This window comes from Cupriavidus sp. 05N40 (assembly GCF_056397305.1).
In genome coordinates this window covers 23,588-47,363 of record NZ_JBFTND010000016.1, presented here as the reverse complement: position 1 = coordinate 47,363, position 23,776 = coordinate 23,588, and the positions used below count along the sequence as shown (strand labels likewise).

The 23,776-nt window shown below is 67.9% G+C and carries 22 protein-coding genes; 6 read left to right on the top strand and 16 right to left on the bottom strand.

The annotated features are described in order from the left end of the window. Positions 1-64 precede the first annotated feature (64 nt). Complete coding sequence (locus AC1DO7_RS06235) at positions 65-907, top strand: IclR family transcriptional regulator (RefSeq protein ID WP_441617782.1); 843 nt, start codon at positions 65-67, stop codon at positions 905-907. Between the two features lie 30 nt (positions 908-937). On the opposite strand, the gene AC1DO7_RS06230 is transcribed toward AC1DO7_RS06235, so the two are convergent. Together AC1DO7_RS06230 and AC1DO7_RS06225 are read right to left on the bottom strand one after the other, a co-directional pair. Further along, positions 938-1,879 (bottom strand): recombination-associated protein RdgC, encoded by a 942-nt coding sequence (locus AC1DO7_RS06230; RefSeq protein ID WP_477115888.1) that lies wholly within the window; start codon positions 1,877-1,879, stop codon positions 938-940. A gap of 177 nt (positions 1,880-2,056) precedes the next feature. Continuing rightward, on the bottom strand, positions 2,057-2,635 hold the full coding sequence (locus AC1DO7_RS06225; protein WP_441617778.1) for a BPSL1445 family SYLF domain-containing lipoprotein: 579 nt from the start codon (positions 2,633-2,635) through the stop codon (positions 2,057-2,059). A 354-nt stretch (positions 2,636-2,989) separates the two neighbouring features. Here AC1DO7_RS06225 and AC1DO7_RS06220 point away from each other — a divergent pair, with 354 nt between their 5' ends. Then, positions 2,990-3,427, top strand: coding sequence for a hypothetical protein (locus tag AC1DO7_RS06220; protein WP_441617776.1), 438 nt, complete (start codon positions 2,990-2,992; stop codon positions 3,425-3,427). Between the two features lie 92 nt (positions 3,428-3,519). Continuing rightward, on the top strand, positions 3,520-3,768 hold the full coding sequence (locus AC1DO7_RS06215; RefSeq protein WP_441617774.1) for a DUF6388 family protein: 249 nt from the start codon (positions 3,520-3,522) through the stop codon (positions 3,766-3,768). Positions 3,769-3,790: 22 nt separating this feature from the next. Here AC1DO7_RS06215 and AC1DO7_RS06210 read toward each other — a convergent pair whose 3' ends face one another. The 4 genes from AC1DO7_RS06210 to AC1DO7_RS06195 all read right to left on the bottom strand — a co-directional run bounded on the left by AC1DO7_RS06210 (position 3,791) and on the right by AC1DO7_RS06195 (position 8,315). Next, the gene (locus AC1DO7_RS06210) at positions 3,791-5,422 is read right to left on the bottom strand and encodes a DHA2 family efflux MFS transporter permease subunit (protein WP_477115887.1); all 1,632 of its coding nucleotides are present in this window, start codon (positions 5,420-5,422) and stop codon (positions 3,791-3,793) included. Positions 5,423-5,441: 19 nt separating this feature from the next. After that, positions 5,442-6,842 carry an FAD-containing oxidoreductase gene (locus tag AC1DO7_RS06205; RefSeq protein ID WP_441617770.1) on the bottom strand — a complete coding sequence of 467 codons (1,401 nt, stop codon included), beginning with the start codon at positions 6,840-6,842 and terminating at the stop codon, positions 5,442-5,444. A 49-nt stretch (positions 6,843-6,891) separates the two neighbouring features. Further along, positions 6,892-7,725, bottom strand: a complete 834-nt coding sequence (locus AC1DO7_RS06200; RefSeq protein WP_441617768.1) for an aldo/keto reductase — start codon at positions 7,723-7,725, stop codon at positions 6,892-6,894. 197 nt (positions 7,726-7,922) lie between these two features. After that, complete coding sequence (locus AC1DO7_RS06195; protein ID WP_441617766.1) at positions 7,923-8,315, bottom strand: tautomerase family protein; 393 nt, start codon at positions 8,313-8,315, stop codon at positions 7,923-7,925. A gap of 139 nt (positions 8,316-8,454) precedes the next feature. Between AC1DO7_RS06195 and AC1DO7_RS06190 the strand changes: the two genes are divergently transcribed. Next, a complete protein-coding gene (locus AC1DO7_RS06190; RefSeq protein WP_441617764.1) occupies positions 8,455-9,360 on the top strand; it encodes a LysR family transcriptional regulator in 906 nt (301 codons plus the stop codon). Positions 9,361-9,526: 166 nt separating this feature from the next. Next, positions 9,527-11,644, top strand: coding sequence for a TonB-dependent receptor (locus AC1DO7_RS06185; protein WP_441617762.1), 2,118 nt, complete (start codon positions 9,527-9,529; stop codon positions 11,642-11,644). A 127-nt stretch (positions 11,645-11,771) separates the two neighbouring features. Here the strand turns inward: AC1DO7_RS06185 and AC1DO7_RS06180 are convergent, their stop codons facing one another. From AC1DO7_RS06180 to AC1DO7_RS06140, 9 genes are all read right to left on the bottom strand, one after another. Continuing rightward, positions 11,772-12,458, bottom strand: coding sequence for a Fe2+-dependent dioxygenase (locus tag AC1DO7_RS06180; protein ID WP_441617760.1), 687 nt, complete (start codon positions 12,456-12,458; stop codon positions 11,772-11,774). A 127-nt stretch (positions 12,459-12,585) separates the two neighbouring features. Then, positions 12,586-14,829 carry a TonB-dependent receptor gene (locus AC1DO7_RS06175; protein WP_441617758.1) on the bottom strand — a complete coding sequence of 748 codons (2,244 nt, stop codon included), beginning with the start codon at positions 14,827-14,829 and terminating at the stop codon, positions 12,586-12,588. Positions 14,830-15,176: 347 nt separating this feature from the next. After that, a complete protein-coding gene (locus tag AC1DO7_RS06170; RefSeq protein ID WP_441617756.1) occupies positions 15,177-16,163 on the bottom strand; it encodes a Bug family tripartite tricarboxylate transporter substrate binding protein in 987 nt (328 codons plus the stop codon). Between the two features lie 150 nt (positions 16,164-16,313). Then, a complete protein-coding gene (locus tag AC1DO7_RS06165; RefSeq protein ID WP_477115886.1) occupies positions 16,314-17,216 on the bottom strand; it encodes a LysR substrate-binding domain-containing protein in 903 nt (300 codons plus the stop codon). Between the two features lie 82 nt (positions 17,217-17,298). Further along, positions 17,299-18,531, bottom strand: coding sequence for a metal-dependent hydrolase family protein (locus AC1DO7_RS06160; RefSeq protein ID WP_441617752.1), 1,233 nt, complete (start codon positions 18,529-18,531; stop codon positions 17,299-17,301). A 15-nt stretch (positions 18,532-18,546) separates the two neighbouring features. Further along, on the bottom strand, positions 18,547-19,872 hold the full coding sequence (locus AC1DO7_RS06155; RefSeq protein ID WP_441617923.1) for an MFS transporter: 1,326 nt from the start codon (positions 19,870-19,872) through the stop codon (positions 18,547-18,549). A gap of 341 nt (positions 19,873-20,213) precedes the next feature. Continuing rightward, on the bottom strand, positions 20,214-20,696 hold the full coding sequence (locus AC1DO7_RS06150; RefSeq protein WP_441617750.1) for a DUF2147 domain-containing protein: 483 nt from the start codon (positions 20,694-20,696) through the stop codon (positions 20,214-20,216). Between the two features lie 606 nt (positions 20,697-21,302). Then, positions 21,303-21,443 (bottom strand): hypothetical protein, encoded by a 141-nt coding sequence (locus AC1DO7_RS06145; protein WP_441617748.1) that lies wholly within the window; start codon positions 21,441-21,443, stop codon positions 21,303-21,305. Positions 21,444-21,510: 67 nt separating this feature from the next. Next, positions 21,511-21,687 carry a hypothetical protein gene (locus tag AC1DO7_RS06140; RefSeq protein ID WP_441617746.1) on the bottom strand — a complete coding sequence of 59 codons (177 nt, stop codon included), beginning with the start codon at positions 21,685-21,687 and terminating at the stop codon, positions 21,511-21,513. Positions 21,688-22,423: 736 nt separating this feature from the next. On the opposite strand from AC1DO7_RS06140, the gene AC1DO7_RS06135 reads away from it, so the two are divergent. After that, complete coding sequence (locus AC1DO7_RS06135; protein WP_477115885.1) at positions 22,424-22,999, top strand: histone H1-like DNA-binding protein; 576 nt, start codon at positions 22,424-22,426, stop codon at positions 22,997-22,999. Positions 23,000-23,292: 293 nt separating this feature from the next. On the opposite strand, the gene AC1DO7_RS06130 is transcribed toward AC1DO7_RS06135, so the two are convergent. Further along, the gene (locus tag AC1DO7_RS06130) at positions 23,293-23,760 is read right to left on the bottom strand and encodes an outer membrane lipoprotein (protein ID WP_441617742.1); all 468 of its coding nucleotides are present in this window, start codon (positions 23,758-23,760) and stop codon (positions 23,293-23,295) included. Positions 23,761-23,776: the final 16 nt, after the last annotated feature.

Below are 23,776 nucleotides of genomic sequence, written 5' to 3'. Positions count from 1 at the left end.
GTTGACGGCCATATGGCTACGCCGGCCTCGCCGCACGGCATTCTCCGCACTAGAATCTCCGCCCATGACGACATCACCCGATCCCATCGAAGCGGGCGCTCCCGCCGGCCCGCAGGCGCGCGAGCGCCGCCAGCGCGTGCAGTCCGCGCAGACCGGCATGGCCGTGCTCAAGGGCCTGGCCCGGCTCGGCGGGCGCGCCACGCTGACCGCGCTGGCCGCGCATGTCGGCGAGAGCCCGGCCAAGGTGCACCGCTACCTGGCCAGCCTGGTCGAGGAAGGGCTGGTGGCGCAGGAGGCCAGCACGCAGCAGTATTCCCTCGGCATGGAAGCCATGCTGATCGGGCTGGCGGCCATGCGGCAGGTCGATCCGGTGCGGGTGGCCGAGCCTTCCCTGGTCCGCCTGCGCGAGGCGCTGGGGGTGACGTGCTTCGTCGCGGTGATGGGCAACAAGGGGCCGACCATCGTGCGCTTCGAGGAGCCGGGCCTGCCGGTGACGGTGAACGTGCGGGTGGGTTCGGTCATGCCGCTGCTGTGGTCGGCCACCGGCCGCACCTTCCTGGGCATGCTGGACGAGCCGCCGGTGCTGGCGATGGCGGAGGCGGAACTGGCGGTGGCGCCGGCCGAGCTGCGCGCGCAGCTCGACGCCGGGGATCCCATCGGGCAGCTGCGGCGCGAAGTGCAGGCCGCCGGCTGCGCGGTGGTGCGCGATACCAACCTGAAGGGCATCAGCGCGGTGGCCGCGCCGCTGTACGACTACACCGGCCGCGTGTGCGCGGTGATCACGGCGCTGGGCGCCACGGGCGGCTTCGATGCCGCGATGGACGGGCCGGTCGGCACGGCAGTGCGCCGGGAGGCGCGGGCGGCCAGTGCGTTGCTGGGCCATCCGGGGGCGCCGCCTGCCGCATGACCTGGCGCCCGGACCAGCCGGGCAGGGGGCTCAGGCGGCCTTGCGTTCGGCGGCTTGCGCGCCGGCGGTGTCGGCCGTCTTGCGTTCGCCGCCCAGCGCTTCGGTCAGGTCGGCCAGCAGGCTGGCCAGCTCGCCCGCCATCATGGTGAAGTCGCCGTCGAAGCGTTCGTCCTCGTCGCGCGCGCTGGCGTCGGCCTGTTCCTTGATCACGYCGAGCGGGGCCACTCGCTTGATGGTCAGCGACTCGGTCAGCACGAAGGACACGCGGTCGTTCCAGGTCATGGCGAGGCGCGTGCAGCGCTTGCCCGCGGCAATGTGGCGGCGCAGGTCCTCGGCATCGAGCGGATGGCGCACGTAGCGCACCGTGGCCTTGCTCTCGGCGCTCGATTGCAGCTCGATTTCCTGGTCCACRGTGAAGCCGGCCGGCGCCGTGTCATTGGCCAGCCAGTCGGTCATGGCGGCGACCGGCGACTGGTTCACATGGAGGTTTTCCAGCGGCAGCGGGTCGATCGCCTTGAACAGCAGGCCCCGCACTTCGTCGGCCTTGGCCGGGGCGGCGGCATCGATGGCCAGCCAGCCGTTGACCGGGTCGATCCACACCCGGGTATCGCGGCGGATGCTGAAGGCGCGCGGCAGCAGTTCCTCGGTGACCTGCTCCTTGAGCTCGCGCATTTGCTTGCGGCCGGGCTTGAAGCCTTGCTGTTCCTCGAGTTCGAGGGCGCGCGCCTTGGTGACCTGGTTGACCACGGTGGACGGCAGCAGCTTCTTCTCGGTGCGCATGGTCAGCAGCATCTGCTTGCCGACCTGGTGGACCAGGGCGCCGTTTTCACGCGGCGAGGCCCAGCCCTGGGTCTGCATTTCCAGGCTGGTGCCCGGGAAGAAGGCATGGCGCGCCAGGCAGGCCTCGACTTCGTCGGCGGCGAGGGACCACGGTGCGGACAGACGGTGCAGCTGGAGATTCTTGAACCACATGGGAATTCGGCCAAAGGGACCGATTCTAGCCGGTTAGCGTGGCCGATGCGGTAACAATGCGTGAAAGCGGCGGATAGAAGGGCTGCACGGGCAACGGAGCGGCGCCGGGCGGGCCGGCGGAATGCGGCAGGGGCCGGGCTGCCTGCCGCAACCCGGCCCCTGCCGCGTGCCGGAGCCTCAGATGTCGAGCTTGCTGATCTTCGAGCCTTCCAGCGACAGGCCTGCCATCAGGCCGGCGTTGGTCACCACGAAGCCGATGATCGGCTGCTGGGCCGTGTTGGTGTCGATGGTGCCGTTGGCGCCGATCGTGGCCAGCGCCACTGTGGCATCGCCGCCAACGGTCCAGCCGCTGCTGTTGACGAACTTGTCGAGCGAGTCCTGAGTCATGAACATCAGGATGATGGCCTTGGACTGCGCGCCGATCTGCCAGCCCACCGAACCCGAGATGATGCGGTAGTAGCCATGCGTGGCGCCGCCCGCGCGCAGCGAGCCGTCGCCGTATTCGCCGCCCACCACGAAGCCGGCCGAGATGGTGTTGGGAAAGACCAGGATGCCGCGCGCGCGGTTGGCCAGCTGCCGCGAGCTGCTCGCCGTGGCGTACAGCTTGCTGAGCGCGCCGTCCACGCCGCCGTCGATCTCGCGGCGCTTGGCCGCCTTGTCCGTGGGGGCGCCCGGCGTGGTGGTGCAGGCACCCAGCAAGCCTGAAGAAGCCAGCACCAGGCCTGCGCCCGCCGTCAGAAACGATCTGCGTTCCATACTCACTCTCCTGATTGTTTTACGTCACAATGCACCGCTAACAGAGCACCGGTACCGGAGCCTTCCGTCCCCTCTCGCCTGCAAACTCGCTTTATCCAAGGATAGGCGTAATCGGCACTTGTAGAAACGTGAAATCGCAGGGCAGGAATTCCTCTCGGTTTTCCCTAAAGTGCCACTGGAATCCTCCGTTTCTGGAGAAATATACAAGCCTGCAGACCGAAGCGGTGTAGGACGAAGCTGCATTTCGCGACGAACCTGTCCTACAGATTCGTGCCCGACGCGGCGACATGTCCGTGGCCCGGCGGCGGGCCWGGAACCCGGGCGCGCCAGGCGTGTCCATCAAAGATGAAATCCGTGAAATTCCTCAAATCCGTGAAGTCCCTGACGTCCCTGAAGTCCAGTTTCGTCCTGATCCCCGTCACCCTGCTGGCCGCTGCCTGTGCCTCGCATTCGCCCGCTCCCGACCCGCAAGCCGCAGGCGAAGCCAATGCGCAGTGGCAGTCGCTGCGTGCCGACTACACCGCCTGCGCCAAGGGCCAGACCGACGCCGGCTTGTCCGGCAGCGCCTCGCCGCAGGATCTCGCCGGCGCCGCGCTGAAGGCGTGCCAGCCGAAGCTGGATGCCATGCGCAGCGCGTTCCGCGAATACCTGGATGCGCAGATGGTGTCCGCGCACGGGCGCGACGGCGCGCGCCAGGCCGCCGACCGCGTTTCGCGGGATACCGAGGCCAAGACCCGCAGCTACCTGGTTCGCTATGTAGAGGTGGAACGCTACAACGCCAAGCCGCACTAGCCCGCAAGCTGACCGGCCGGCGCGGGCCGCCGCGGCCTGCTGTGGTGTAATGCGCGGACGCGTCCCCTCAACACCCATGGCAGTCCATCCCGATGACCCTCTCCCCCGAACGCCTGCAGCTCGCCCACGAGCGCTTCCTTGACGAAAATCCCGAAGTGGTTTCGCTGCTCAAGGCCATCACCGAGCGTCATGCGCGCGCAGCCGGCATGAGCGTGGAAGCCTTCCAGCTTTCCGAACTGGAGCGCGCCATCGGGCGCGAAGCGCGGCTGCGGCGCATGACTGCAGACGAACTGTTGCTGGTCTACCTGGGGGAGCGCACAGCGCCGGCGCCCCGCCGCTGATGCGCATGGCCGCGCCGCCGCCTCAGGGCTTGGCCGGCGGCGCGCCAGCCGCATCTTCAGCCGCATCCTCTTGCGCCGGCCGCAACAGCAGCCACGCGCACGCCGCGCCACCGGCCGCCAGCAGCGCGGACAGCAGCATCACCCGGCGAAAGCCCGCCACGAAGGCATTGCTTACCGCATGACGGACGGCCTGCGCCGCCCGTGGCTCCGCCGTCGCGGGGATCTCGATGGCGGCAAGGCGGCCGCGCTGCGCCTGCACCGCCTGCACGACCTGCGCCGGCACCACCGCGCCGGACCCCGCCAGCGCGCGCTCCAGCCTGCGATCGAACACATTCGCCATCACGATCCCCAGCACCGCGATCGCCAGCAGCGTCGCCACCCGCGCGGCGGCATTGTTGATGCCGGATGCCGTGCCGGCCGAGCCAGGCGGTACCGCATTCATGACCGTGGTCGTCAACGGCGCCACGCTGATCGTCATGCCCGCGCCGAGCACCAGCACGGCGGGGAAGAACGTCGTCCAATAGCTGCCGCCGCCTGAGCCTGGCAGTGCGAACAGGGCAAAGCCCGCCGCCGCGACCAGCGGCCCCACGATCAGCGGGSCGCGCGCACCGTGCCGGTCCACCAGTCCACCCGCCCAGCCCGAGAGCAGGAACATCAGCAGGATGAAGGGCAGCAGCGCGGCCCCCGCGGCGGTCGATGAATAACCCTGCACCTGGATCAGGTTGAGCGGAAAGAAGAACAGGCCGCCGCCGAGCGCGGCGTAGAGCAGCAGGGTCAGCAGATTGGCCCCGAGAAAGGCGCGCGAGCGGAACAGCGCGGGCGGCATGATCGGATTGGCGACCCGCGTCTGCACCCACGCGAACAGGCCCAGCGCGAGCATGCCGGCGGCGCCGGGCAACCATACTTGCGCATGGCCCCAGCCCTGCCCCGGGGAAGCGATCAGGGCGTAGACCACACCACCCAGCCCCAGCGCCACCAGCAGGCTGCCCGCCCAGTCGAGCGACCCCGCCTGCCCGGGCGCGCGGCTTTCCGGCACGCGCCAGAACGCGATCACCAGCACCGCCGCGGCCAGCGGCAGGTTGACCAGGAAGGCGGCACGCCACGACAGATGCTCGATCAGCCAGCCGCCCGCCACCGGGCCGAGCGCGGCGGTCATGGCGGTGGCGCCGGACCAGGTGCCGATGGCCTTGCCGCGCCGGCTCTGGTCGAATGACGCGGACAGCAGCGCCAGGCTGCCCGGCACCAGCAGCGCGGCACCCACGCCCTGCGCCGCACGGGCCGCGACCAGGTGGCCGATATTGCCGGCCAGCCCGCACCAGGCCGAACTGGCGGCGAAAACCGCCACGCCCAGCGCGAACACGCGGCGCCGGCCGAAGCGGTCTCCCGCCGCGCCACCCACCAGCAGCAGCGCCGCCAGCAGCAGCGCATAGGCCTCCACCGCCCATTGCATGCCGCTCAGGCTGGCACCGAGATCCTTCTGCAATGCCGGCAGGGCCACGTTGACCACGGTGCTGTCGATGAACGCCATGCTCGACGCCAGGATGGTCGCGGCCAGCACCCATGGCTCGTCGGCGCGCGCGCAGCCGGCGCCGCCAGGCCGGGCCCGGATCGCGCTGTCGTCGCAGGGGCCCTGGGCCAGCGGCGTGGTCGACATGGCCGGCGACGCGCGGGCGCTATGCCACCGGCGCCAGCGGGCGCAGCTCGCCCAACATGGTCGGCACCAGCTCCGCTACGGTGGGATGGATGTGCATGGCGCGCTGGAGCACCGCGTAGGGCGCGCGCGCATACATGGTGTCGAGAATGCAGTGGATGACTTCGTCGCCGCCCACGCCCAGCACCATCGCGCCCAGGATCTCGCGGCTGTCGGCATCGACCAGGATCTTCATGAAGCCCAGCGTCTCGCCTTTTTCCACGGCGCGCCCCACCCGGGTCATGGGGCGCGTGCCCACCAGCACCCGGCGCCCGGACTGTCTTGCCTCGTGCTCGGTCATGCCGACGCGGCCCAGCGGCGGATCGGTGAAGAGCGCATAGGCAGGGATGCGGTCGTCCACGGTGCGCGGCGGCTCGCCTGACGCCGTGTCCAGCAGGTTCGCGGCGACGATCTCGAAGTCGTTATAGGCGGTATGGGTGAAGGCACCGCGCCCGTTGCAGTCGCCCAGCGCCCAGATCCCGGGCACATTGGTGCGCAGCTGCGTATCGACCTGGATATACCCGTGCGCATCGGTGGCGACGCCGGCGCGGTCCAGGCCGAGATCGTCGGTGTTCGGCCGGCGGCCCACCGCCAGCAGCACGTGCGAGCCGGCGATCTCGGGCGCGCCGTGCACGCAGTCCATCTTCACCACCACTTCGCCGCCGCGCTGCTCCAGCGCGATGCATTCGGCATCCAGGCGCAGGCCGATGCCCTCGGCCGCCAGGATGTCGCGCACCGCCTCGGACACTTCGGGGTCTTCGCGCTCGATCAGGCGCGGGCCGCGCTGCACGATGGTGACTTCGCTGCCGAAGCGGCGGAACATCTGGCCGAACTCCAGCCCGATGTAGCTGCCGCCCACCACCAGCAGGTGGCGCGGCAACTGGTCCACGCGCATCATGCCGGTATTGGTCAGGTAGTCCACCTGGTCCAGCCCCGGCATGGGCGGGGTGGCCGCGCGCCCGCCGACATTGATGAAGATCTGGGCGGCCCGCAGCACGGCATCGCCCACGCGCACGGTGTCCGGGCTCTCGAAACGGGCATGTCCAAGATAGACGGTGCCCCCTTCCAGCCTGCGCACCCACGCTTCCACGCCCCGGCTGGAGTTGCCGACCACGCCGTCCTTGCGCGCCTTGACGCGCGCCATGTCGACCGTCACCGGTCCGCCGGTGATCACGCCGAAATCGGCGCCGCGCCGCGCCAGATGGGCCGCGTAGGCGCTCGCCACCATGGTCTTGGTGGGGATGCAGCCATTGTTGACGCAGGTGCCGCCAAAGGCCAGGCGCTCGATCACGGCGACTTTGCGGCCGGCCGCGGTCAGGCGCTCGGCCAGCGGCGGGCCAGCCTGGCCGGTGCCAATGATGATGGCGTCGTAGTCGGTGGGCATGGCGAGGCTCCTGTGACTGCAAAGCGTGGTGCGCGGCCCGCGCGCGGGGTCAGAGCATATCCAGCGGGCGCGGGCCGCGCGGCGGCGGGAAGGCGGCATCCAGCGCCGCCAGCTGCTCCGGCGCGAGCCGGCAGGCGAGCGCGCCGTGGTTCTCGCGCAGGCGGTCGCGGTGGCTGGTCTTCGGAATGGCGACGACATCGTCGCGCGCCAGCAGCCAGGCCAGCGCGGCCTGGGCCGGGCTCATGCCGTGCTGCTCGGCAAAGCGCGCCAGGCGCGGGTTGCGCAGCAGCGCCGCCTGCTCGATCGGCGAGTAGGCCATGAGCGGCACATGGTGGCGTCGCAACCACGGCAGCAGGTCCCACTCGATGCCGCGGCGCGCGAGGTTGTAGAGCAGCTGGTTGACTGCTACCCGGTCGCCGCCAGGCACGCGCCACAGCGCTTCCATGTCGCCGAGGTCAAGGTTGCTGACGCCGAAATGACGGATCTTGCCGGCCTGCTGCAGAGCCAGGAAGGCGGCCACGGTTTCCGCCAGCGGCACGCCGCCGCGCCAGTGCAGCAGGTAGAGATCGAGGCGGTCGGTGCCGAGCCGGCGCAGGCTGTGCTCGCAGGCCGCCACCGCCCCCTTGCGCCCGGCGTTGTGCGGGTAGACCTTGCTGACCAGGAAGACCTCGTCGCGGCGCCCCGCAATGGCTTCGCCCACCAGTTCTTCCGAGCGGCCCTCGCCGTACATCTCGGCGGTGTCGATCAGGCGCAGGCCAAGTTCGAGGCCGAGGCGCAGCGTGGCGAGCTCTTCCGCGCGCGCGGCCGGATTCTCGCCCATGTTCCAGGTGCCCATGCCCAGCGCGGGAACGGCTTCGCCGCCGGGAAGATTCACGGTTTTCATGCTGGTATCCGTCGGGGGAGGGGGGGATGGCGCGCGTGCCGTGCAAGGCACGCGCCGCCGCGCGCCTACCCACCCAACACTAGGCAAGGACGGCGCGATGCACAAGGACAGCGGGGCGGGGGCGGCGGCCTGCCGCCGTGCTCAGACCAGGCCGGTCGCGTAGTAGGCCGTTTGCGTGCTGTTCGGGGCTTGCCGGCTCATCCGTGGTGATAGCGGTATTCCTGGGTCAGCCCGCCGTAGCCATAGGTGGCGGCGCGCGCGTCCACCACATGGATATACGACACCGGGTGCACGTTGCCGATCAGCTCGGCCATGGTGTCGAACACTTCGCGCAGGAACTGCGCTTTCTCGGCCTTGGTATTGGTCTCGTCGGTCACGCTGATATCGAGGTGGAAGGCGTTGCGCTTTTGCTCCGACAGCGGCGCGCCGCCGACGATCCAGGCGTCGTGGTCCACGTACTGCACGGCCACGACGATCACCTCCGGTTTCTTGCCGAGCACGCGCTGCGTGATCTCCGCCACGGCGGCGGCGGTGCGGCGGGTGAGGGCGGCGTCGGGTTTGCCGGAAATCTGCAGATTGATGTGGGGCATGGCTGGCTCCTGTTGGTCCGGGTCGGCGGCTGGGGATTCAGCCGCCTGGTGATGCCAGTCTAGGGCTTCCTGTTCAATCGAAAAAACGGGAATTTGCGATACTATCCATCGGAATATACGAAACATGCCGGAGATAGCCATGCGCGTCCTCGAACTCGATCAGCTACGTACCTTCGTGACGGTGGCGGAGGCCGGCAGCCTGTCGGCCGCGGCGCCACGGTTGTTTCTTTCGCAGTCGTCCGTCAGCGAGCAACTGCGCAAGCTGGAGGAGCGCGCCGGCGTGCCGCTGCTGGTGCGCGGCAAGCAAGGTGCCGCGCCCACGCCTGCCGGGCTGCGCTTGCTGGAACACGCACGGCGCATCCTTGCGCTGTCCGAGCTGGCGCTGCAGGATCTGCGCGGGCATACGCTCGACGGTGAACTGCGGCTGGCCGTGACGGACTACTTCCGCCCCGGCGAGATCGCCGGCATGCTGCGCCGGCTGCGCGAGCGCTATCCCTACCTGCGCCTGCACGTGACCGTGATGAAGAGCGGCATGATCGAAGCCGGCGCCGAGACCGACGCCTTCGACATCGGCCTGTCGATGCGCTTTCCCGGCGCGCGCGCGGCCGACAAGACGGGCAAAGGCGAACGGGGCGCGCGCGGCACCGTGCTGCGTCGTGAAACCCTGGCCTGGGTGGCTGCGCCGGGAGAGGCCGAAGGGGCCGAGGGCGCCGGCGCGCCGCTGCCGCTGGTGCTGCTGCCCGATACCTGCTCCCTGCATCAGTACGTGGTGCAGACCTTGTTGCGGCGCCGGCTCGACTACGTCATCGCGCATTCCGCCTCCGGCGTGGCCGGCCTGCAGCTGGCGCTGGCCGCAGGCCTCGGTATTTCCTGCCTGAACGAGTCCGCCATCGGGCCCGGCGTGGCGCGCATCGATGCCGCCACGATCGCCCGTCTCAGGCTGCCTGCGTTGCCGACGGCGGAGTTCTTCCTGCTGCCCGCGCGGGTGGGCGAAGCACCGCTGGTGGGCCAGGTGCGGGCCGCGCTGGCGGAACAATTTGCCTGAGCCCGCGGCGCCGGAGCCCCTCTGTTGCAGGGCGTGATCAAAAAAGAGCTTCATCAGCCGCTTTAATAAAAGATCACCATACTGCGCTTCGTTCCCATTGACATCTGTTGTAAATGAAAATGATAATGCGTCGCATTTGTAGTAAAACTATTACAATTCATTACACATGCGACTTAATCTACGCCCGATCCACGCCGCCGTATTGGGCGCCTTCGTTTCGCAAACCGCCGTGACCGGCACGGCCCTGGCACAGGAAGCCGGCGCCGCCAGCCTGCCGGAGGTGACAGTCAAGGCTGCGGCCGCCAGCGATCCGGGCGTGGGCTACAACCCGCCTTCCACCCGCAGCGCCACCAAGATCGATGCGCCGCTGCGCGATATCCCGCAGACCGTCAACGTGGTGACCGCCGAGGTCATGCGCGACCAGCACGCCACGTCGATCCAGGATGCCCTGAAGAACGTGCCAGGCGTGAGCTTCTCCACCGGCGACGGCCAGCGCGACCAGGTCAGCATCCGTGGCTTCTCGGCCATCGCCGACCAGTTCGTCGACGGCATCCGCGACGATGCGCTGTACTTCCGCGATCTCTCCAACGTAGACCGGATCGAAGTCATCAAGGGACCCGCGGCCGTGCTCTACGGACGCGGCTCGTCGGGTGGCCTGATCAACCGCGTCACCAAGAAGCCCGGCTTCGACGTCACCGATTTCGCGCTTAGCTACGGCTCCTGGCAGAATCGCCGCGCCGAGGCCGACGTAGGCCGCGTGATCAACGACGCTGCCGCATGGCGCATCACCGGCGCGGCGGAGCGGGGCAACAGCTACCGCGACCAGCAGTTCATCGACCGCTTCGCCGTGGCGCCGTCACTGGATCTGCGCCTGGCGCCCGAGACAACCCTGCTGCTGCAGGCCGACTACCTGCAGGACCGCCGCGTGACCGACTTCGGCATCCCGGCCTACCGGGGCCGCCCGGTCAACGTGCCGGCCTCCACTTACTACGGCGCGGCCAATGCGCGCGATGTGGACTACAGCCAGTCGCGCATCTATTCGGGCACCGCCACGCTGGACCACCGCTTCAACGAGCAGTGGTCGCTGCGCAACGCCACGCGCTACTACCACTACACGCTGGACCGCAACAACACGCTGCCGGGCGTGGTCAACGAAGCGCGCCAGACCGTCACGCTCACGCGCTCGAACGTGGCGCGCGCCGAGCGCGGCTGGTTCAATCAGACCGACCTGACGCAGAAGGCTTCGCTGTTCGGCATGAAGCACGAACTGCTGTACGGCGTGGAAGTCGGTCAGCAGAACAAGGACCTTGTCAGCTATTCGTCCGGCACGGTGGCGACCGTAGCGCTGTTCAACCCGGTGCTGCCCACGCTGCCGCTGCAGGGCGGCGCGCTGACCGCCAACAGCCTGGGCACGTTCAAGACGCTCGCCTTCTATGCGCAGGACATGGTGTCCCTGACGGAACACTGGAAGGCGCTGGTCGGCCTGCGCCATGACCGCTTCCAGCAGGAGACGGTCGACCACCGTCCCGGCCAGCCGGGCCTGTCGCGCACCGACAATGCCTGGAGCCCGCGCGCCGGCCTGGTGTGGCAGCCGAGCAAGGCACAGTCCTACTATGTGTCGTGGAGCCGTTCGTTCCAGCCTTCGGGCGAGGCCTTCGCGCTGGCGGCCAACAATGCCGACATCGCGCCGGAAAGCACGCGCAATACCGAAGTGGGCGCCAAGTACGACTGGCTCGATGGCCGCGCCAGCACCACGGTGTCGGTGTTCCGCCTCGAGCGGACCGGCATCAAGGCCACCAACCCGCTCACGCTGCAACTGGTGCCGATCGGCGAGCAGCGCACCGACGGCGTGGAGCTGTCCACCTCGGCGGACCTGTCGCAAGGCTGGCGCGTGCTGGCCGGCTATGCCTACCTCGATGCGCGCGTGACGCAGTCGGTCGCGGTCGACGCCGGCCAGCAGGTGCAAGGCAAGCGCGCCACGCTTACGCCGATGCACAGCGGCAATGTGTGGCTGACCAAGGCGCTCGGCAACGGCTTCGGCGTCGGCGGCGGCCTCAACCTGGTCGGGGCGCGCTTCGCCAATCCGGGCAACACCGTCACGCTGCCCGGCTACGTGACCGCCGACATGATGGCGTGGTACCGCCGCGGCCCGTTCGAAGCCCAGCTCAATCTCTACAACATCTTCAACCAGGGCTATATCGTCTCGGCCCACGGCACCAGCCCCAACCTGAACATGCCGGGCGCGCCGCGCAGCGTGATGGCGACCTTGCGCTATCGCATGTAAGAAAGCGAAAAGGCCTCGCAGCAAGCGAGGCCTTTTCGTATCGACGGTGCCGGAGCAAGGGGCGCGGAAATCGTAGCGGGCATCGCAGGGCCGGTCGCGCGCCGTGCGGCGGATCCATCCGTGCCTCTCAGGTCTCCGACCACTGGCGCAGCAGGTTGTGGTAGCAGCCGACCAGCGAGCGCCGCGCGCCTTCGTCGGCGCCGGTCTGGTTCAGTTTCTGGATGGCATTGTCCATGTCGAACAGCAGCGCACGCTGGCCATCGTCGCGGATCAGGCTCTGGATCCAGAAGAAGCTGGCCACGCGCGTGCCGCGCGTGATGGGGGTGACCTGGTGCAGGCTGGTGGCCGGGTAGACCACCATGTCGCCCGCTTCGAGCTTGACGCTGTGGATGCCGTAGGTGTCTTCCACCTGCAGCTCGCCCCCGTCATAGCTGGCGGGATCGCTGAGGAACAGCGTGGCGGAAATGTCGGTGCGCAGCTTGCGGCCGTTGTGCGGATGGATGCGCACGCTGCCGTCCACGTGGGCGCCGAAGGTCATGCCCTCGCCGTAGCGGTTGAACATCGGCGGGTAGACGATATTGGGCAGCGCCGCGCTGATGAACAGCGGATTGCGCTCCAGCATGGCGAGGATCAGCTGCTGACATTGCAGCGCCACGTCCGAACGCTCGTCGATCTGCTGGTTGAACTTGACGGGGGCGCCGGAATAGCCGGCGGTGACGCGGCCATCGACCCAGGCCTCGCCGGCCGAATCGAGCTGCTGGCGCAGCATGGCGAGCTGCTCGGCGTTGAGGACCTTGGGAATGCAGACAAGCATGGCGATCTCGGCAGGGTGTTGCGCCGGCGCCGGCAGGGGATGCGGCGCCGGGTGGCGTGACTTGGCGTCACGCCACTTTACCTCAGCTTATTGCCTTGGCTGCTTGCCTCGGCTTTACTGGCCCAACTTACATGCGATAGACGAAGGACAGCATGGCGGTGCGGCCCGTACCCGGCACCGAACGGCCACCGTCCGACTGGATCAGCGCATCGTAGTACTTCTTGTCGAAGATGTTGAACAGGTTCAGGCGCACATCGTACTTGGGCTGGTGGTAGGCGATCATGCCGTCCCAGCGCACGTAGCCGCCGACCTGCACGGTGTCGGTATTGTTGGCATAGCGCTGCGACATATAGAAGGCGCCGCCGCCGACTTCCCAGTTCGGCAGGACGGCATAGCTGGTCCAGGCCGTGGCGGTGTGCTTGGGCGTATTGCCCGGGATCTTGCCCTGCGTGCCGGCGGCGATGCCGTTCTCGATCACCGCATTGAGGTAGGTGTAGCCCGCGAAGACCTGCCACTTCGGCGTGATGCGACCCGTGGCGCCAAAGCGGAAGCCGTCCACCTGGATCTTGCCGGTCAGCGCGTAGGTGGTGGCGTCGATCTGGCTGCGCGCGTTGTCCTTGGTGATGCGGAAGATCGCCGAGCTCAGCGACAGATCGCCGCCGGCCAGGTCCCACTTGCCGCCCGCTTCATACGACTTGTTCTTTTCCGGGTCCAGGTTCTGCTGGCCGACGGTGCCGACCAGTTGCTCCAGCGAAGGATTGAACGAGGTGCCATACGACACATAGTAGGACTGTGCCTCGGTCGGCTGCCAGATGCCGCCCAGGCGCACGCTGGTGAAGTTGACGGTCTGGTCCGCATTGGCCAGCGCGGTGTTGCCAAGCGTGTTGGTCGAGTTGACCGAGTTGGTGATGCTGGCCATGTAGCGGTCATAGCGCAGGCCGGCCACCAGTTTCCACTGCTTGGTGAACTCGATCGAGTCGTTGGCGTAGACGGCGACGGTGTTGGCCGAGGCGCCCTGCAGGTTGCCGGTCGACTTCGGCACGTTGCTGGGCGAATCCATATACGTCGGGTTCACCACCGGCTCGCAGGCCACATAGCCGGAAGTGCCGGCCGCCGCCGTGGCCGTTGCCGGCGGGTTCAACGGCACGCCATTGCAGGTGCCGTTGCGATAGAAGTTCTGGTTGTTGTAGCCGTCGTGCCCGAGCTCCACGCCGGTCAGCAGCGTGTGCTTGATGGAGCCGGTTTCGAACTTCGCGGTCAGCTCGGTCTGGTTGAACACCGAGTAGTCGCGGATGCTGCGGTCATGGCTTTGCTGGCGCACGTACAGCGCGGACAGCGGCAGGTTGGTGGTGGTCAGCGGGATGAAGCCGGTGGCGCCGCCCAGCGTGCCGACCGCGTTCGGCGCGGTTTCGCGCGCATCGGTCTCTACATAGTTGAACTGGGTCTGGTTGCGCAGGCGCAGGTTCGGCGAGAACTTGTGATCGATGCCGGCGGACAGCGTTGCGATGTTCTGGCGCGTGTGATCGTTGTTGAAGCCGTAGAAGGTCTTGCGGTCCACATTCACCGGATGACCGTTGATGGCCGGCAGGCCGTAGTCGGGCATGTCCTCGTTGTGCTGCAGCAGCGCGGACAGGGTGATCTCGGTGGAGGTGCCGATGCCGTACTTCCACGACGGCGCAATGCCGAAGTCCATCACGGTCATCGCGTCGCGCGTGCTCGGCGGGCCATCCTGCGCCATGGCGGAGATGCGGAACGCGGAGGTGTCGCCGGTCGGCGTGTTGACGTCGGCGGTGGCGCGCACCAGGCCATTGGTGGTGACCGAGCCCGTCACTTCGGTGGCCGCCTTCAGCGACGGCTTCTTGGTGACCTGGTTGATCACGCCGCCGGTCGATCCACGTCCGAACAGCATCGACGACGGGCCCATCAGCACTTCCACGGAATCCAGCGCATACACGTCGCGATAGTACTGGCCGCGGTCGCGGAAGCCGTCCAGGTAGATGTCGGTGCGCGCGGAGAAACCGTTGAGGTTGATGTTGTTGCCAATCTGCCCGCCCTCGGCGCCGCCGATGGTGATGCCCGGGACGTTACGCAGCGCATCCGCCAGCGAGGTGGCGCCCTGTGCGTCGATCAGTGCCTTGTTGACCACCGTCACCGACTGCGGGACGTCGCGCAGTTCCGCGGGGAGCTTGCTCAGCGACGTCTTGCCCGTGTTGTAGTCGCCGGTGGACCGGTCGCCTTGCACCACCACCTCTTTCAGCGTCGCGGGGCTCTGCGCCGTGGCCGGCTCGGTCGCGGCCGTCTGGGCCAGGGTCACAACGGGAGTGGCGAAGAGCGCGAGCAGTGCGGTCGCGATCGGAGTGCGGCGATTCATGTCGTTTCTCGATTCCGGGTACGGCCGTGGGAGCGATCCGGCGGCTGCGGGAGAGACGTTGCATGCTTTCGGTTCGGCCAACGGCGGGGGCAAATTGGTTGGGCGAGGCGGAATATAAATGCGAATGATTTGCGTTGCAATTCAGCTTGGCTTTTTTATCACAGACATTACAAGCACACGCTGAATGTACTAAGTACAAAACAAAGCAATTACAGATAGTTACAAGGCCTCACATTTATTTCGCAAAGAGCCGCATAAGACGCAAACCGGAAATAAAAAAAGGCCTGTGTGTAACAGGCCTGATACAGACAATTGCCGCCGCCCAGCCGGGCGGCCGAAAATATTTCTTAATCTGCCGTCATATTGGCGGCCTTGGCGATGCGGCCCAGGCGTTCGCGCTCCGACTTGATGAAGGCGACRAAGCTCTCCTGGGAGCCGCCGGCGGGCTCGATGCCGTTGGGAATCAGGCGGTCGCGCGTTTCCTGCGTCTGCATGGCGATGCTCATCTCGGCGTTCAGCTTCTTCAGGATGGCGGGGTCGGTGCCCTTGGGTGCGAAGATGCCCGCCCAGTGGCCGATGCGCACTTCCGGCATGCCCTGCTCGGCGGTGGTCGGGATATTGGGTGCCGCGCTCATGCGCTTGTCCCAGGTTGCGCCGAGCGCCTTGAGCTTGCCCGCCTTGATGTTGGGCAGCACCACCACGCTGGCTTCCGAGGTGGCAGCCACCTGCCCGCCGATCACGGCGGTGATGCTTTCCGAGCCGCTCTTGTACGGTACCACCGTCAGCACCGCGCCTTTTTCCTTGAGCATCTCCTCGACGAAGTGCGGCGTGCTGCCGCTGCCCGCAGTGGCGAAGTTGGCGCCCGCGGCGCCCTGTTTCTTGGAGTACTCGACCAGTTCCTTCAGGTTGTTCACCGGCAGCGAGGGCGAAGCGACGATCACCGACGGGCTCACCGCGACCAGCGACACGGGGATCAGGTCGTCTTGCGCGTAAGGCATCTTGCTGCGGATCAGGCCGTTGGTGACGGTGCCCACGGCGCCAACCAGGAAGGTGTAGCCGTCCGGCTTGGCCTTGGCCACATAGTCCGCGCCCACCACGCCGCCGGCGCCGGGGCGGTTCTCGATTACCACGGCCTGCCCGAGCCGCTTGCCGACCGCATCGGCCGCGGCGCGCGCCACCAGGTCGTTGGCGCCACCGGCGGTGAACGGCACCACGAACTTGATCACGTGGGTGGGCCAGGCGTCGGCGGCGTGCGCGGGCGCGCCGGCGGCGAACAGGGCGCAAAGGGTGGGCAGGGCGAGCGCCAGCGCGCGGCTGGTGGGGGAAATACGCATGGTTGTCTCCATTGGCACTATTGCCACTTTCGGCATCGATAGTTCTGGTTGCCGCGCGCCGTGCTCCTGGTCCGGAGCCGGCACTGCGGCTTGCGAGCGATGATAAACAGCAAAGCTGTCAATTTGCTGAACCCGCCGCAAGGACAGACCCTACTGGCCTTCCGAACTCTGTTGCGCCAGCCAGTGGCGGAAGGCGCGCGCCGCCGCACCCTCGGCGCGGTCCTGGGGCCACACCGCATAGTAGCCACCGCCCAGGCTCGCGCTGGCGTCGCAGGCGCGCACCAGCAGCCCCTGCGCCACGCAGCGGTCGATCATGTGGCRCCATCCCAGCGCGATCCCCTGGCCTTCCATCGCCAGCTGCAGCAGGATCGGATACTGGTTGGCCACCAGCGTGTGCGTCGCGCGCGCGTCGGCCACGCCGTTTTGGGCCAGCCAGACCTGCCACGACATCCACTGTCGCTGGCCATCCTCCAGCATCAGCAAGGTCTCGCCGGGCAGGTCGGCCGGCGCGAGCCGGCGGCCGCCAAGATAGCCCGGCGCGCAGACGGGAAATACCTCCTCGTCATACAGGCGGCGCGAAGCGAGACCCGGCGGCGGGCCCTCGCGCAGGAAATACATGCCGACATCGAACTCCGCGGGCGAGAGCGAGGCCAGGCTGTCGTTGACCAGCAGGCGCAGGTGGATGTCCGGATGAGCGGCGCGGAATCTCGGCAGCCGCGGCGTCAGCCACAGCACGGCCACGCCGGACGAGCATGCAACCGTCAGCTCGCCGTGGCCCTTGCGCTTCATCACGTCCTCGGTGGCCGCGGCGCATGCCGCCAGCAGGCGCTGCACCTCCTCGGCATAGGCCTGGCCGCTGACCGTCAGGCGCAGCGCGCGCGGCTCGCGCACGAAGAGCTTCTTGCCGAGGAAGCGCTCGAGCTGCGCGACCTGCCGGCTGATCGCGCTTTGCGTGAGATGCAGTTCGCTGGCGGCACGGGTGAAGCTGCCATGCCGCATGGCGGACTCGAAGGCGACCAGGCAGGGCAGGGGAGGGAGCGGAGAGATGCGCATGGCGGCAGGCGAGACGGTCCAGCCGCCATGATAGTCCGCGATGCCAGCCGCCCGCGTTGCGCGGGCGCAGGCGGGACACCGGTCAGGCGGGCTGGCGGTGCAGCCGGCCGGCCTGCATCACCAGCGCGAGATGCTCGCCCTGGCCGCACAGCAGACCGATGTCGGCGAGCGGGTTGCCGTCCACGGCGATCAGGTCGGCCAGCGCGCCGGCACGCACGGTGCCGAGCTCGCCCTCGCGCTGCAGGATCGCGGCGGCGACAGAGGTTGCGCTGCGGATCGCCTCGAGGTTGCCGAGCAGTTCGGCGCGGATGCGGAACTCGTCGGACTGGTCGCGGTGCATTTCCCCCAGCAGGTCGGAGCCGAAGCCCATCGGCACGCCGGCCTCCGCGTAGATGGCCAGCGAGTCGCGCCCGGCCTGGCGCACGGTCTCGATCTTGGCGACCGATTCGGCCGGCAGGCCGAGCCGCGCGCCGTCGCGCGCAAGCGACTCGTAGGTGACAAGGGTGGGCACCACGAAGGCGCCATGCTCGCGCATCACGCGCGCGGCCTCGCGGTCGACCAGGTTGCCGTGCTCGATGGTGCGGACTCCGCAGCGCACCGCGCGAGCGATGGCGCGGCCGGTGTAGGCGTGCGCCATCACGTAGGTCTGGGCGGCCTCGGCCTCGGCCACGATGGCGCGGATCTCGTCCTCGCTGTATTGCGTGTTGCCGATCGGGTCGGTGGGCGAGGCCACGCCGCCCGACGCCATGATCTTGATCTGCGTGGCGCCCTTCTGGATCTCCTCGCGCACCGCCAGGCGCACGGCATCCACGCCATCGGCCACACGGGCGATGGCGCCGGCGCGGAAAGCGCAGGAACATGGCTCGAGCACGTCGGCGCGCGGGCGGAAGTCGCCATGCCCGCCGGTCTGCGAGAGCGCCCTGCCCGAAGGGAAGATGCGCGGGCCGGGCACCAGGCCGGTCTCGATGGCTTGCGACAGGCCCCAGTCGGCGCCGCCGGCATCGCGTACGGTGGTGAAGCCGCGCTCGAGCATGGCCTTCATGATCGGCATGGCGCGGAACGCCACCAGCACATTGGGCTGCACCGCGTTCAGGCCAAGGTTGGCGAGCGACGCCAGCACGTGCACATGGCAGTCGATCAGGCCGGGCATCACGGTCTTGCCGGCCAGGTCGATCACCTGCGCGCCGGGCGCGTGGACCGGCGTGGCCGACACCTGGGCGATGCGCTCGCCTTCGATCAGCACGTCGTGGCGTTGCAGGAGCGTGCCGTGGGCGGGGTCGAGGACGTTGCCGCCCCTGAGGAGAATCTGTTTCATGCGATGACGCTCGATCTATGCGGGTTGGGTGGCGCGGCTGGCCTGCGCCGTGCGCAGGTAGGCAGGCTCGCGCACGAAGCGCGTGCCGGCGAGGCTGATGGCGGCGGCGAACATCACGTAGAACGCCGGCGCCATGGTGCTGCCGGTGCTGGCGATCAGCCAGGTGATGATGAACGACGCGAAGCCGCCGAAGATGGTGACCGCCAGGTTGTAGGCGACCGAAAGGCCGGTGGACAGCACCTTGGCGGGGAACAGCTCGGAGAACGCAGCGAGGATCGGACCGGTGTAGGCGGCGATCAGCACGCCGAACACGAGCTGGAACACCAGCAGCGAAGCCAGCCCCGGCGCCTGGTTGATATAGACGAACATCGGGTAGGCCAGCAGCAGGATCAGCAGGGCCGAGCCGGACAGCAGCACGCGCCGCCCGATGCGATCGGCCAGCAGGCCGACCAGCGGCGAGCACACCATGATGGCGAGGCCGCCGACCATGCCCGCGACGAAGCCGGTCGACTGCGGCACATGGAGCACTTTGACCGAGTACGTCGGCATGTAGAACAGCAGCACGTAGGTGCAGACCGTCCACAGGATCACCATCGAGAAGCTGGCCGCGGTCTGGCGCGGGTAGTCGCGCAGCACTTCTGCCAGCGGCGAGTCGGACTTGTCGTCGCTGTCGCGGAACGTCGGGGTCTCGTCGAGATGATGGCGGATGTAGTAGCCGACCGGCCCGATCACGATGCCGAGCAGGAAGGGCAGGCGCCAGCCCCAGCTGTTGAGCGCTTCGGTGCTCAGCGCGGAGGTCACAAAGGTGCCCACTGCCGCGCCCAGCAATACGGCGACGCCGATGCTGGCCTGGATCCAGCTCGAGTAGTAGGCGCGCCGCTCGGCGGGTGCGTACTCGGTCAGGAAGGCGGTGGCGCCGCCCATCTCACCGCCGGCGGAGAAGCCCTGCAGCAGCCGCGCCACCACGATCAGCAGCGGCGCGAAGATGCCGATGTGCTCGTAGGTGGGCGCCAGGCCGATCAGTGTGGTGCCCAGCGCCATCAGCAGGATGGTCAGCGACAGCGCGGCCTTGCGGCCCACGCGGTCGGCGTAGACGCCGAGGATGATGCCGCCGACCGGCCGCATGAAGAAGCCCACGCCGAAGGTGGCGACCGCCAGCAGCAGTGACGAGAGGTCGTTGCCGGTGGGGAAGAAGAGCTTCGCGATGATGACGGCGAAGAAGCTGTAGACGGTGAAATCGAACCACTCGAGACCGTTGCCGATCACGGTGGCGACGATGGCGCGGCGGCGTTGCTGGCCGCTGACGATCGGTGGCGCTTCTGGGCGGGCGCTTGCGTGCATCACTTCCTCCTGGTTGTCGGACTGCGCTGTGCGGACCGCGGGATGCCGGGCCGGCGTGGCAGCGCCGCCCGGCGCGGTCGGGAGATACATCGGCGCACGGCAGGTAGAGCCGATGTTAGGAGCAGCGCGGCCGTGCCGGAAACGAATTCTGCGCATGTCGCCATGCGGGCAGCGCATGGCAGGCGGGGACGCTGCGGGGACGCTGCGGGGACGCTGTGGAGATGCTGTGGGGGTGAGACCAGGGCGTGCGGCGGGAGGACGCGGAAGGAAGAGACGGAAGGAAGAGGCGGAAGGATGCGGAGCCGGCGCCGCCGCGGGCGCCGGCTCCACCGCGGGCGAGACTAGCGCTCGCGCTCCCAGGTCTGGGTGCGGCCAAGCAGGCTGATGCCGATGAAGCCGCGCACGTTGAGCTTGTTGCCGTCGTTCGCCAGCGACAGCTTGGTCTTGTAGACCTTGCCATTCTCAGGGTCGAGGATCTCGCCGCCGCCCCATTCGTTGTCGGCGGTCTTGCGCACGCCGGTGATGATGGTCAGGCCGATGATGGGCTGGTCGTGCCGTGCGTCGGTGCACTTGTCGCACACCTTGGACTTGCCCTCCATGTCGACGAAGCTCTTGACCAGCTTGCCGGTGTAGACGCCGTTGCTCTCGGTGATCTCCACCAGGCCGCGCGGCTTGCCAGTGGCATCGTCGATGGTCTTCCACGAGCCGGCTGGCGAGGCCTGGGCCAGCGCCGCGGCGCTACCCAGCAACGCGCCGGCAAGCACGGCAATGCGCGCCGCCATGACGGCGCCGCGTGCGGCGCGGCGGGGGGCAGTAAAGTGCATCGGGTTCTCCTCTGTTCAAGTTGGTGGACGCGCCAGCGTGGCGCGCTCACGCCAATCTACTGGCGAAGCGCGTCAGCCGCAATCCGAGGGGCGCATTTGCGTACGCACCAAAGCAACCCTGGGAGCCGGCCGCAAACCGGCGCCGTTGCTGGAAGAGGGGATATTTTGTCGTGCAGCAAAACCGACCCCTTCACCGCCCCCGAAGCAATCCTCTAGGCGTTCGTTTCAAGTGAGGGCAGGGCGTTGCGCCGTCACGCATCTGCCCGGGCCGCCTGGTGCGCGCCGCTGCGGTTGAACTCCTGCCCGGCATGGCTCGCGTGTCGAAGCGCGGGACTTCGATCAGTGCGCGGTACTTGCGCGCTCGCGCGCAGCGCAACGACATCGCGGGAACGAACGCGGCGTGGCGCGTCGGCGCGAGTCGGACGAAGGCCGGCAAGCAGAGGAAGCGATGAGCGATCGTGCGGCAGCACCGGTGCATCGCCGCGCCCGTCTCGAGAGGGCATTCGTTCTTCGCGGTGTTCGCGACGATGGCGTACGACGATGCGCGACGCACGCTTCGTGCTGCTCGCATCGCGGTGACGATGCGCCGACCGTTGCGTCGACGCATCACTGTTCGCGCTGCTCGCGGGCACGCGCGGTGCGCGTCGAAGCAAGCAGCGCGCGCGCAGCGCCGAAGCGTCGTGGCGAGACGGCGCGCGCAACGTCGCGACGATGCGCGACGCGTCCGCCGGCGATGCTGCGGAACACGCGCGCGCCAACGCGCGACGTTACGCGTCGCGCTTTCCCAGGAAATTTCCGACTTCCCGGAAAGCCTTTATTCATGCGGGTTCCGGTGATCGCGACGAGAGACGGCGAAGGTGTTGCCGCTGCGTGTTGCCCGCAAGCGCGACGATGCGCGCACGGAAAATTCCGAGTCGCGTCGACGATGACTGCGCGCTCGCGCGGCGCTGTTTTTTTTCGCGGCGCCGAGTTCGTGCCAGGCGATTTTCATGTGCGATGGAACGCGTCGAGAGTGCGTCGCGCAGGTGCGAAGTCGAGGAAGGCGAAGCGCAACGCTGACGATGAAGAAGTTGTCATGCGCGTGCGCAAGTTTTTTTGCACTTTTTTCTTAACATCGCCCAACAAACGAATTATGATTCGCCTTGACAAGAGTCTCACTTCATTGCATGGCTGTGGTTGTAGTTGTGATGGTGGTTGGCAAGATCGATGCTGATCGAACGATGATGTTGGACGCGATGCAGAACGATGAGCGCCACCAGATTCGATGCAATGGAACAGGTAGCTCAGGAGCACTAGAACTTTGACGCAGACCAAGCCGTACTGGTTTTCAAAAACGCGTGCAGTCTCCTTTGGCCCAGTAACGGGATGGGCGAACTACCCCCAAACGAATGCCGACCGCGGTGCGCGTGGCTTAGCCCGCATCGCGGCAGTGCCGGCCGATAACTCTTCAATTCATGCTGCRCGCCGATCCGACGGATGGCGCGGGCAGATCGAATATTCCAGGGCGCGGCAAGCGTCAGAAGCCCGGCTGCGGGCTCCGCTTGGCCACTTTCGCACCGCGCGCCGCGGTGCCCCTGCCACCGAATTCATTAGCGTGCGGACGCCGTGTAGCCGCGCGCCGATGAATCGCTCGCTCGATTGGGGTCGCAGCGCTGTATCGCGCCTCGGGTCGGTCGGGTCGCCAACTTAGGTCATTCGATATTCACTCTCTAGTGAAGGAGTTATCCATGGCAACGACTGCAAAGAAGAAACCGGCGGCCAAGAAGGCCGCCAAGCCTGCCGCCAAGAAGGCAGCAGCCCCGGCCAAGAAGGCCGCAGTGAAGAAGGTCGCCGCCAAGAAGGTCGTGGCGAAGAAGGCTGCGCCGGCTGCTAAGAAGGCTGCACCGGCGAAGAAGGCTGCTGCCAAGAAGGTCGTAGCGAAGAAGGCAGCGCCGGCGAAGAAGGCCGCACCGGCCAAGAAAGCCGCCGCCAAGAAGGTCGTAGCGAAGAAGGCCGCACCGGCCAAGAAAGCTGCCGCCAAGAAGGTCGTAGCGAAGAAGGCCGCACCGGCCAAGAAGGTTGCTGCTAAGAAGGCTGCGCCGGCCAAGAAGGCTGCTGCTGCCAAGAAGGCCGCGCCGGCCAAGAAGGCTGCACCGGCCAAGAAGGCTGCTGCCAAGACGGCCCCGGCCAAGAAGGGTGCTGCCAAGAAGGCTGCGCCTGCCGGCAAGCCTGCCGCGGCCCCTGCCGTTGCACCTGCTGCGGCTGCCAAGACCGCGCTGAACCCGGCCGCGGCATGGCCGTTCCCGACGGGTACCCGTCCGTAAGCGTGCCGTTGTCGACGGCTCTCGCTGGGAATCGCCAAGGCACGCATGGCGTGCCGCACTGACCGGATACTGCGTATCCGGTCCGCAAGACGCTAGTCTTGCCAACCCGCCGATGGTGCAAGCCCGGCGGGTTTTTTCATGGTCGCGCAGCATCGCTGCGGGAGACGGCGCGGGCAAAGAAAAAGGCGCCGTTCCGTGCCGGGAGCGGCGCCTTCGCAAGGCCGGTACGACAATCCTGGGGCCACCGCGGCCAAGGCCGCGCAACGGCGCCGGAAACGTTCCGGGGAGCCCGCTTAGTGGGTCACGCGGGTGGTACCGCCCGAGGACAGCAGGCGCACCCGCTCGCCCGGATGGAAGCCTTCGTCCGCATCCTGCACGATCGCACGCATCTCGCCGTTGTCCAGCCTGACGGTGATCTCCAGGCCACGGCGCTGGCTGATCTTGTTCTCGGCCATGCTGCCCGCGATGCCGCCAAGCACGGCACCCAGTACGCCGGCGGCGACCGAGCCGCCGCCGCCGCCGATGGTGCTGCCGGCGGCGATGCCGCCGATCGCGCCGCCCGCGATGGTGCCGGCGCCGGTCTGGTCACCCTGAATCAGCACTTCACGTATGCTCTCGACCACGCCATAGCGCAGGGTCTGCTCGCGCTGCGCCTGCCCAGGCGTGTAGATGCTGGCGGAGTTCGATTGCGATGCGCAGCCGGCCACCAGCGTGGCGGCGACGGCAAGCGCGAGGGCGCTGGTGCGAATCAGGGTGTGCATAGGATCGATCCCGGAA

Bases quoted from the DNA above. Each gene is read 5' to 3' on its own strand.
- AC1DO7_RS06235 (WP_441617782.1), top strand. From the start codon at position 65: ATGACGACATCACCCGATCCCATCGAAGCGGGCGCTCCCGCCGGCCCG.
- AC1DO7_RS06225 (WP_441617778.1), bottom strand. From the start codon at position 2,635: ATGGAACGCAGATCGTTTCTGACGGCGGGCGCAGGCCTGGTGCTGGCT.
- AC1DO7_RS06215 (WP_441617774.1), top strand. From the start codon at position 3,520: ATGACCCTCTCCCCCGAACGCCTGCAGCTCGCCCACGAGCGCTTCCTT.
- AC1DO7_RS06205 (WP_441617770.1), bottom strand. From the start codon at position 6,842: ATGCCCACCGACTACGACGCCATCATCATTGGCACCGGCCAGGCTGGC.
- AC1DO7_RS06200 (WP_441617768.1), bottom strand. From the start codon at position 7,725: ATGAAAACCGTGAATCTTCCCGGCGGCGAAGCCGTTCCCGCGCTGGGC.
- AC1DO7_RS06195 (WP_441617766.1), bottom strand. From the start codon at position 8,315: ATGCCCCACATCAATCTGCAGATTTCCGGCAAACCCGACGCCGCCCTC.
- AC1DO7_RS06190 (WP_441617764.1), top strand. From the start codon at position 8,455: ATGCGCGTCCTCGAACTCGATCAGCTACGTACCTTCGTGACGGTGGCG.
- AC1DO7_RS06185 (WP_441617762.1), top strand. From the start codon at position 9,527: ATGCGACTTAATCTACGCCCGATCCACGCCGCCGTATTGGGCGCCTTC.
- AC1DO7_RS06180 (WP_441617760.1), bottom strand. From the start codon at position 12,458: ATGCTTGTCTGCATTCCCAAGGTCCTCAACGCCGAGCAGCTCGCCATG.
- AC1DO7_RS06175 (WP_441617758.1), bottom strand. From the start codon at position 14,829: ATGAATCGCCGCACTCCGATCGCGACCGCACTGCTCGCGCTCTTCGCC.
- AC1DO7_RS06160 (WP_441617752.1), bottom strand. From the start codon at position 18,531: ATGAAACAGATTCTCCTCAGGGGCGGCAACGTCCTCGACCCCGCCCAC.
- AC1DO7_RS06155 (WP_441617923.1), bottom strand. From the start codon at position 19,872: ATGCACGCAAGCGCCCGCCCAGAAGCGCCACCGATCGTCAGCGGCCAG.
- AC1DO7_RS06150 (WP_441617750.1), bottom strand. From the start codon at position 20,696: ATGCACTTTACTGCCCCCCGCCGCGCCGCACGCGGCGCCGTCATGGCG.
- AC1DO7_RS06140 (WP_441617746.1), bottom strand. From the start codon at position 21,687: ATGAAAATCGCCTGGCACGAACTCGGCGCCGCGAAAAAAAACAGCGCC.
- AC1DO7_RS06135 (WP_477115885.1), top strand. From the start codon at position 22,424: ATGGCAACGACTGCAAAGAAGAAACCGGCGGCCAAGAAGGCCGCCAAG.
- AC1DO7_RS06130 (WP_441617742.1), bottom strand. From the start codon at position 23,760: ATGCACACCCTGATTCGCACCAGCGCCCTCGCGCTTGCCGTCGCCGCC.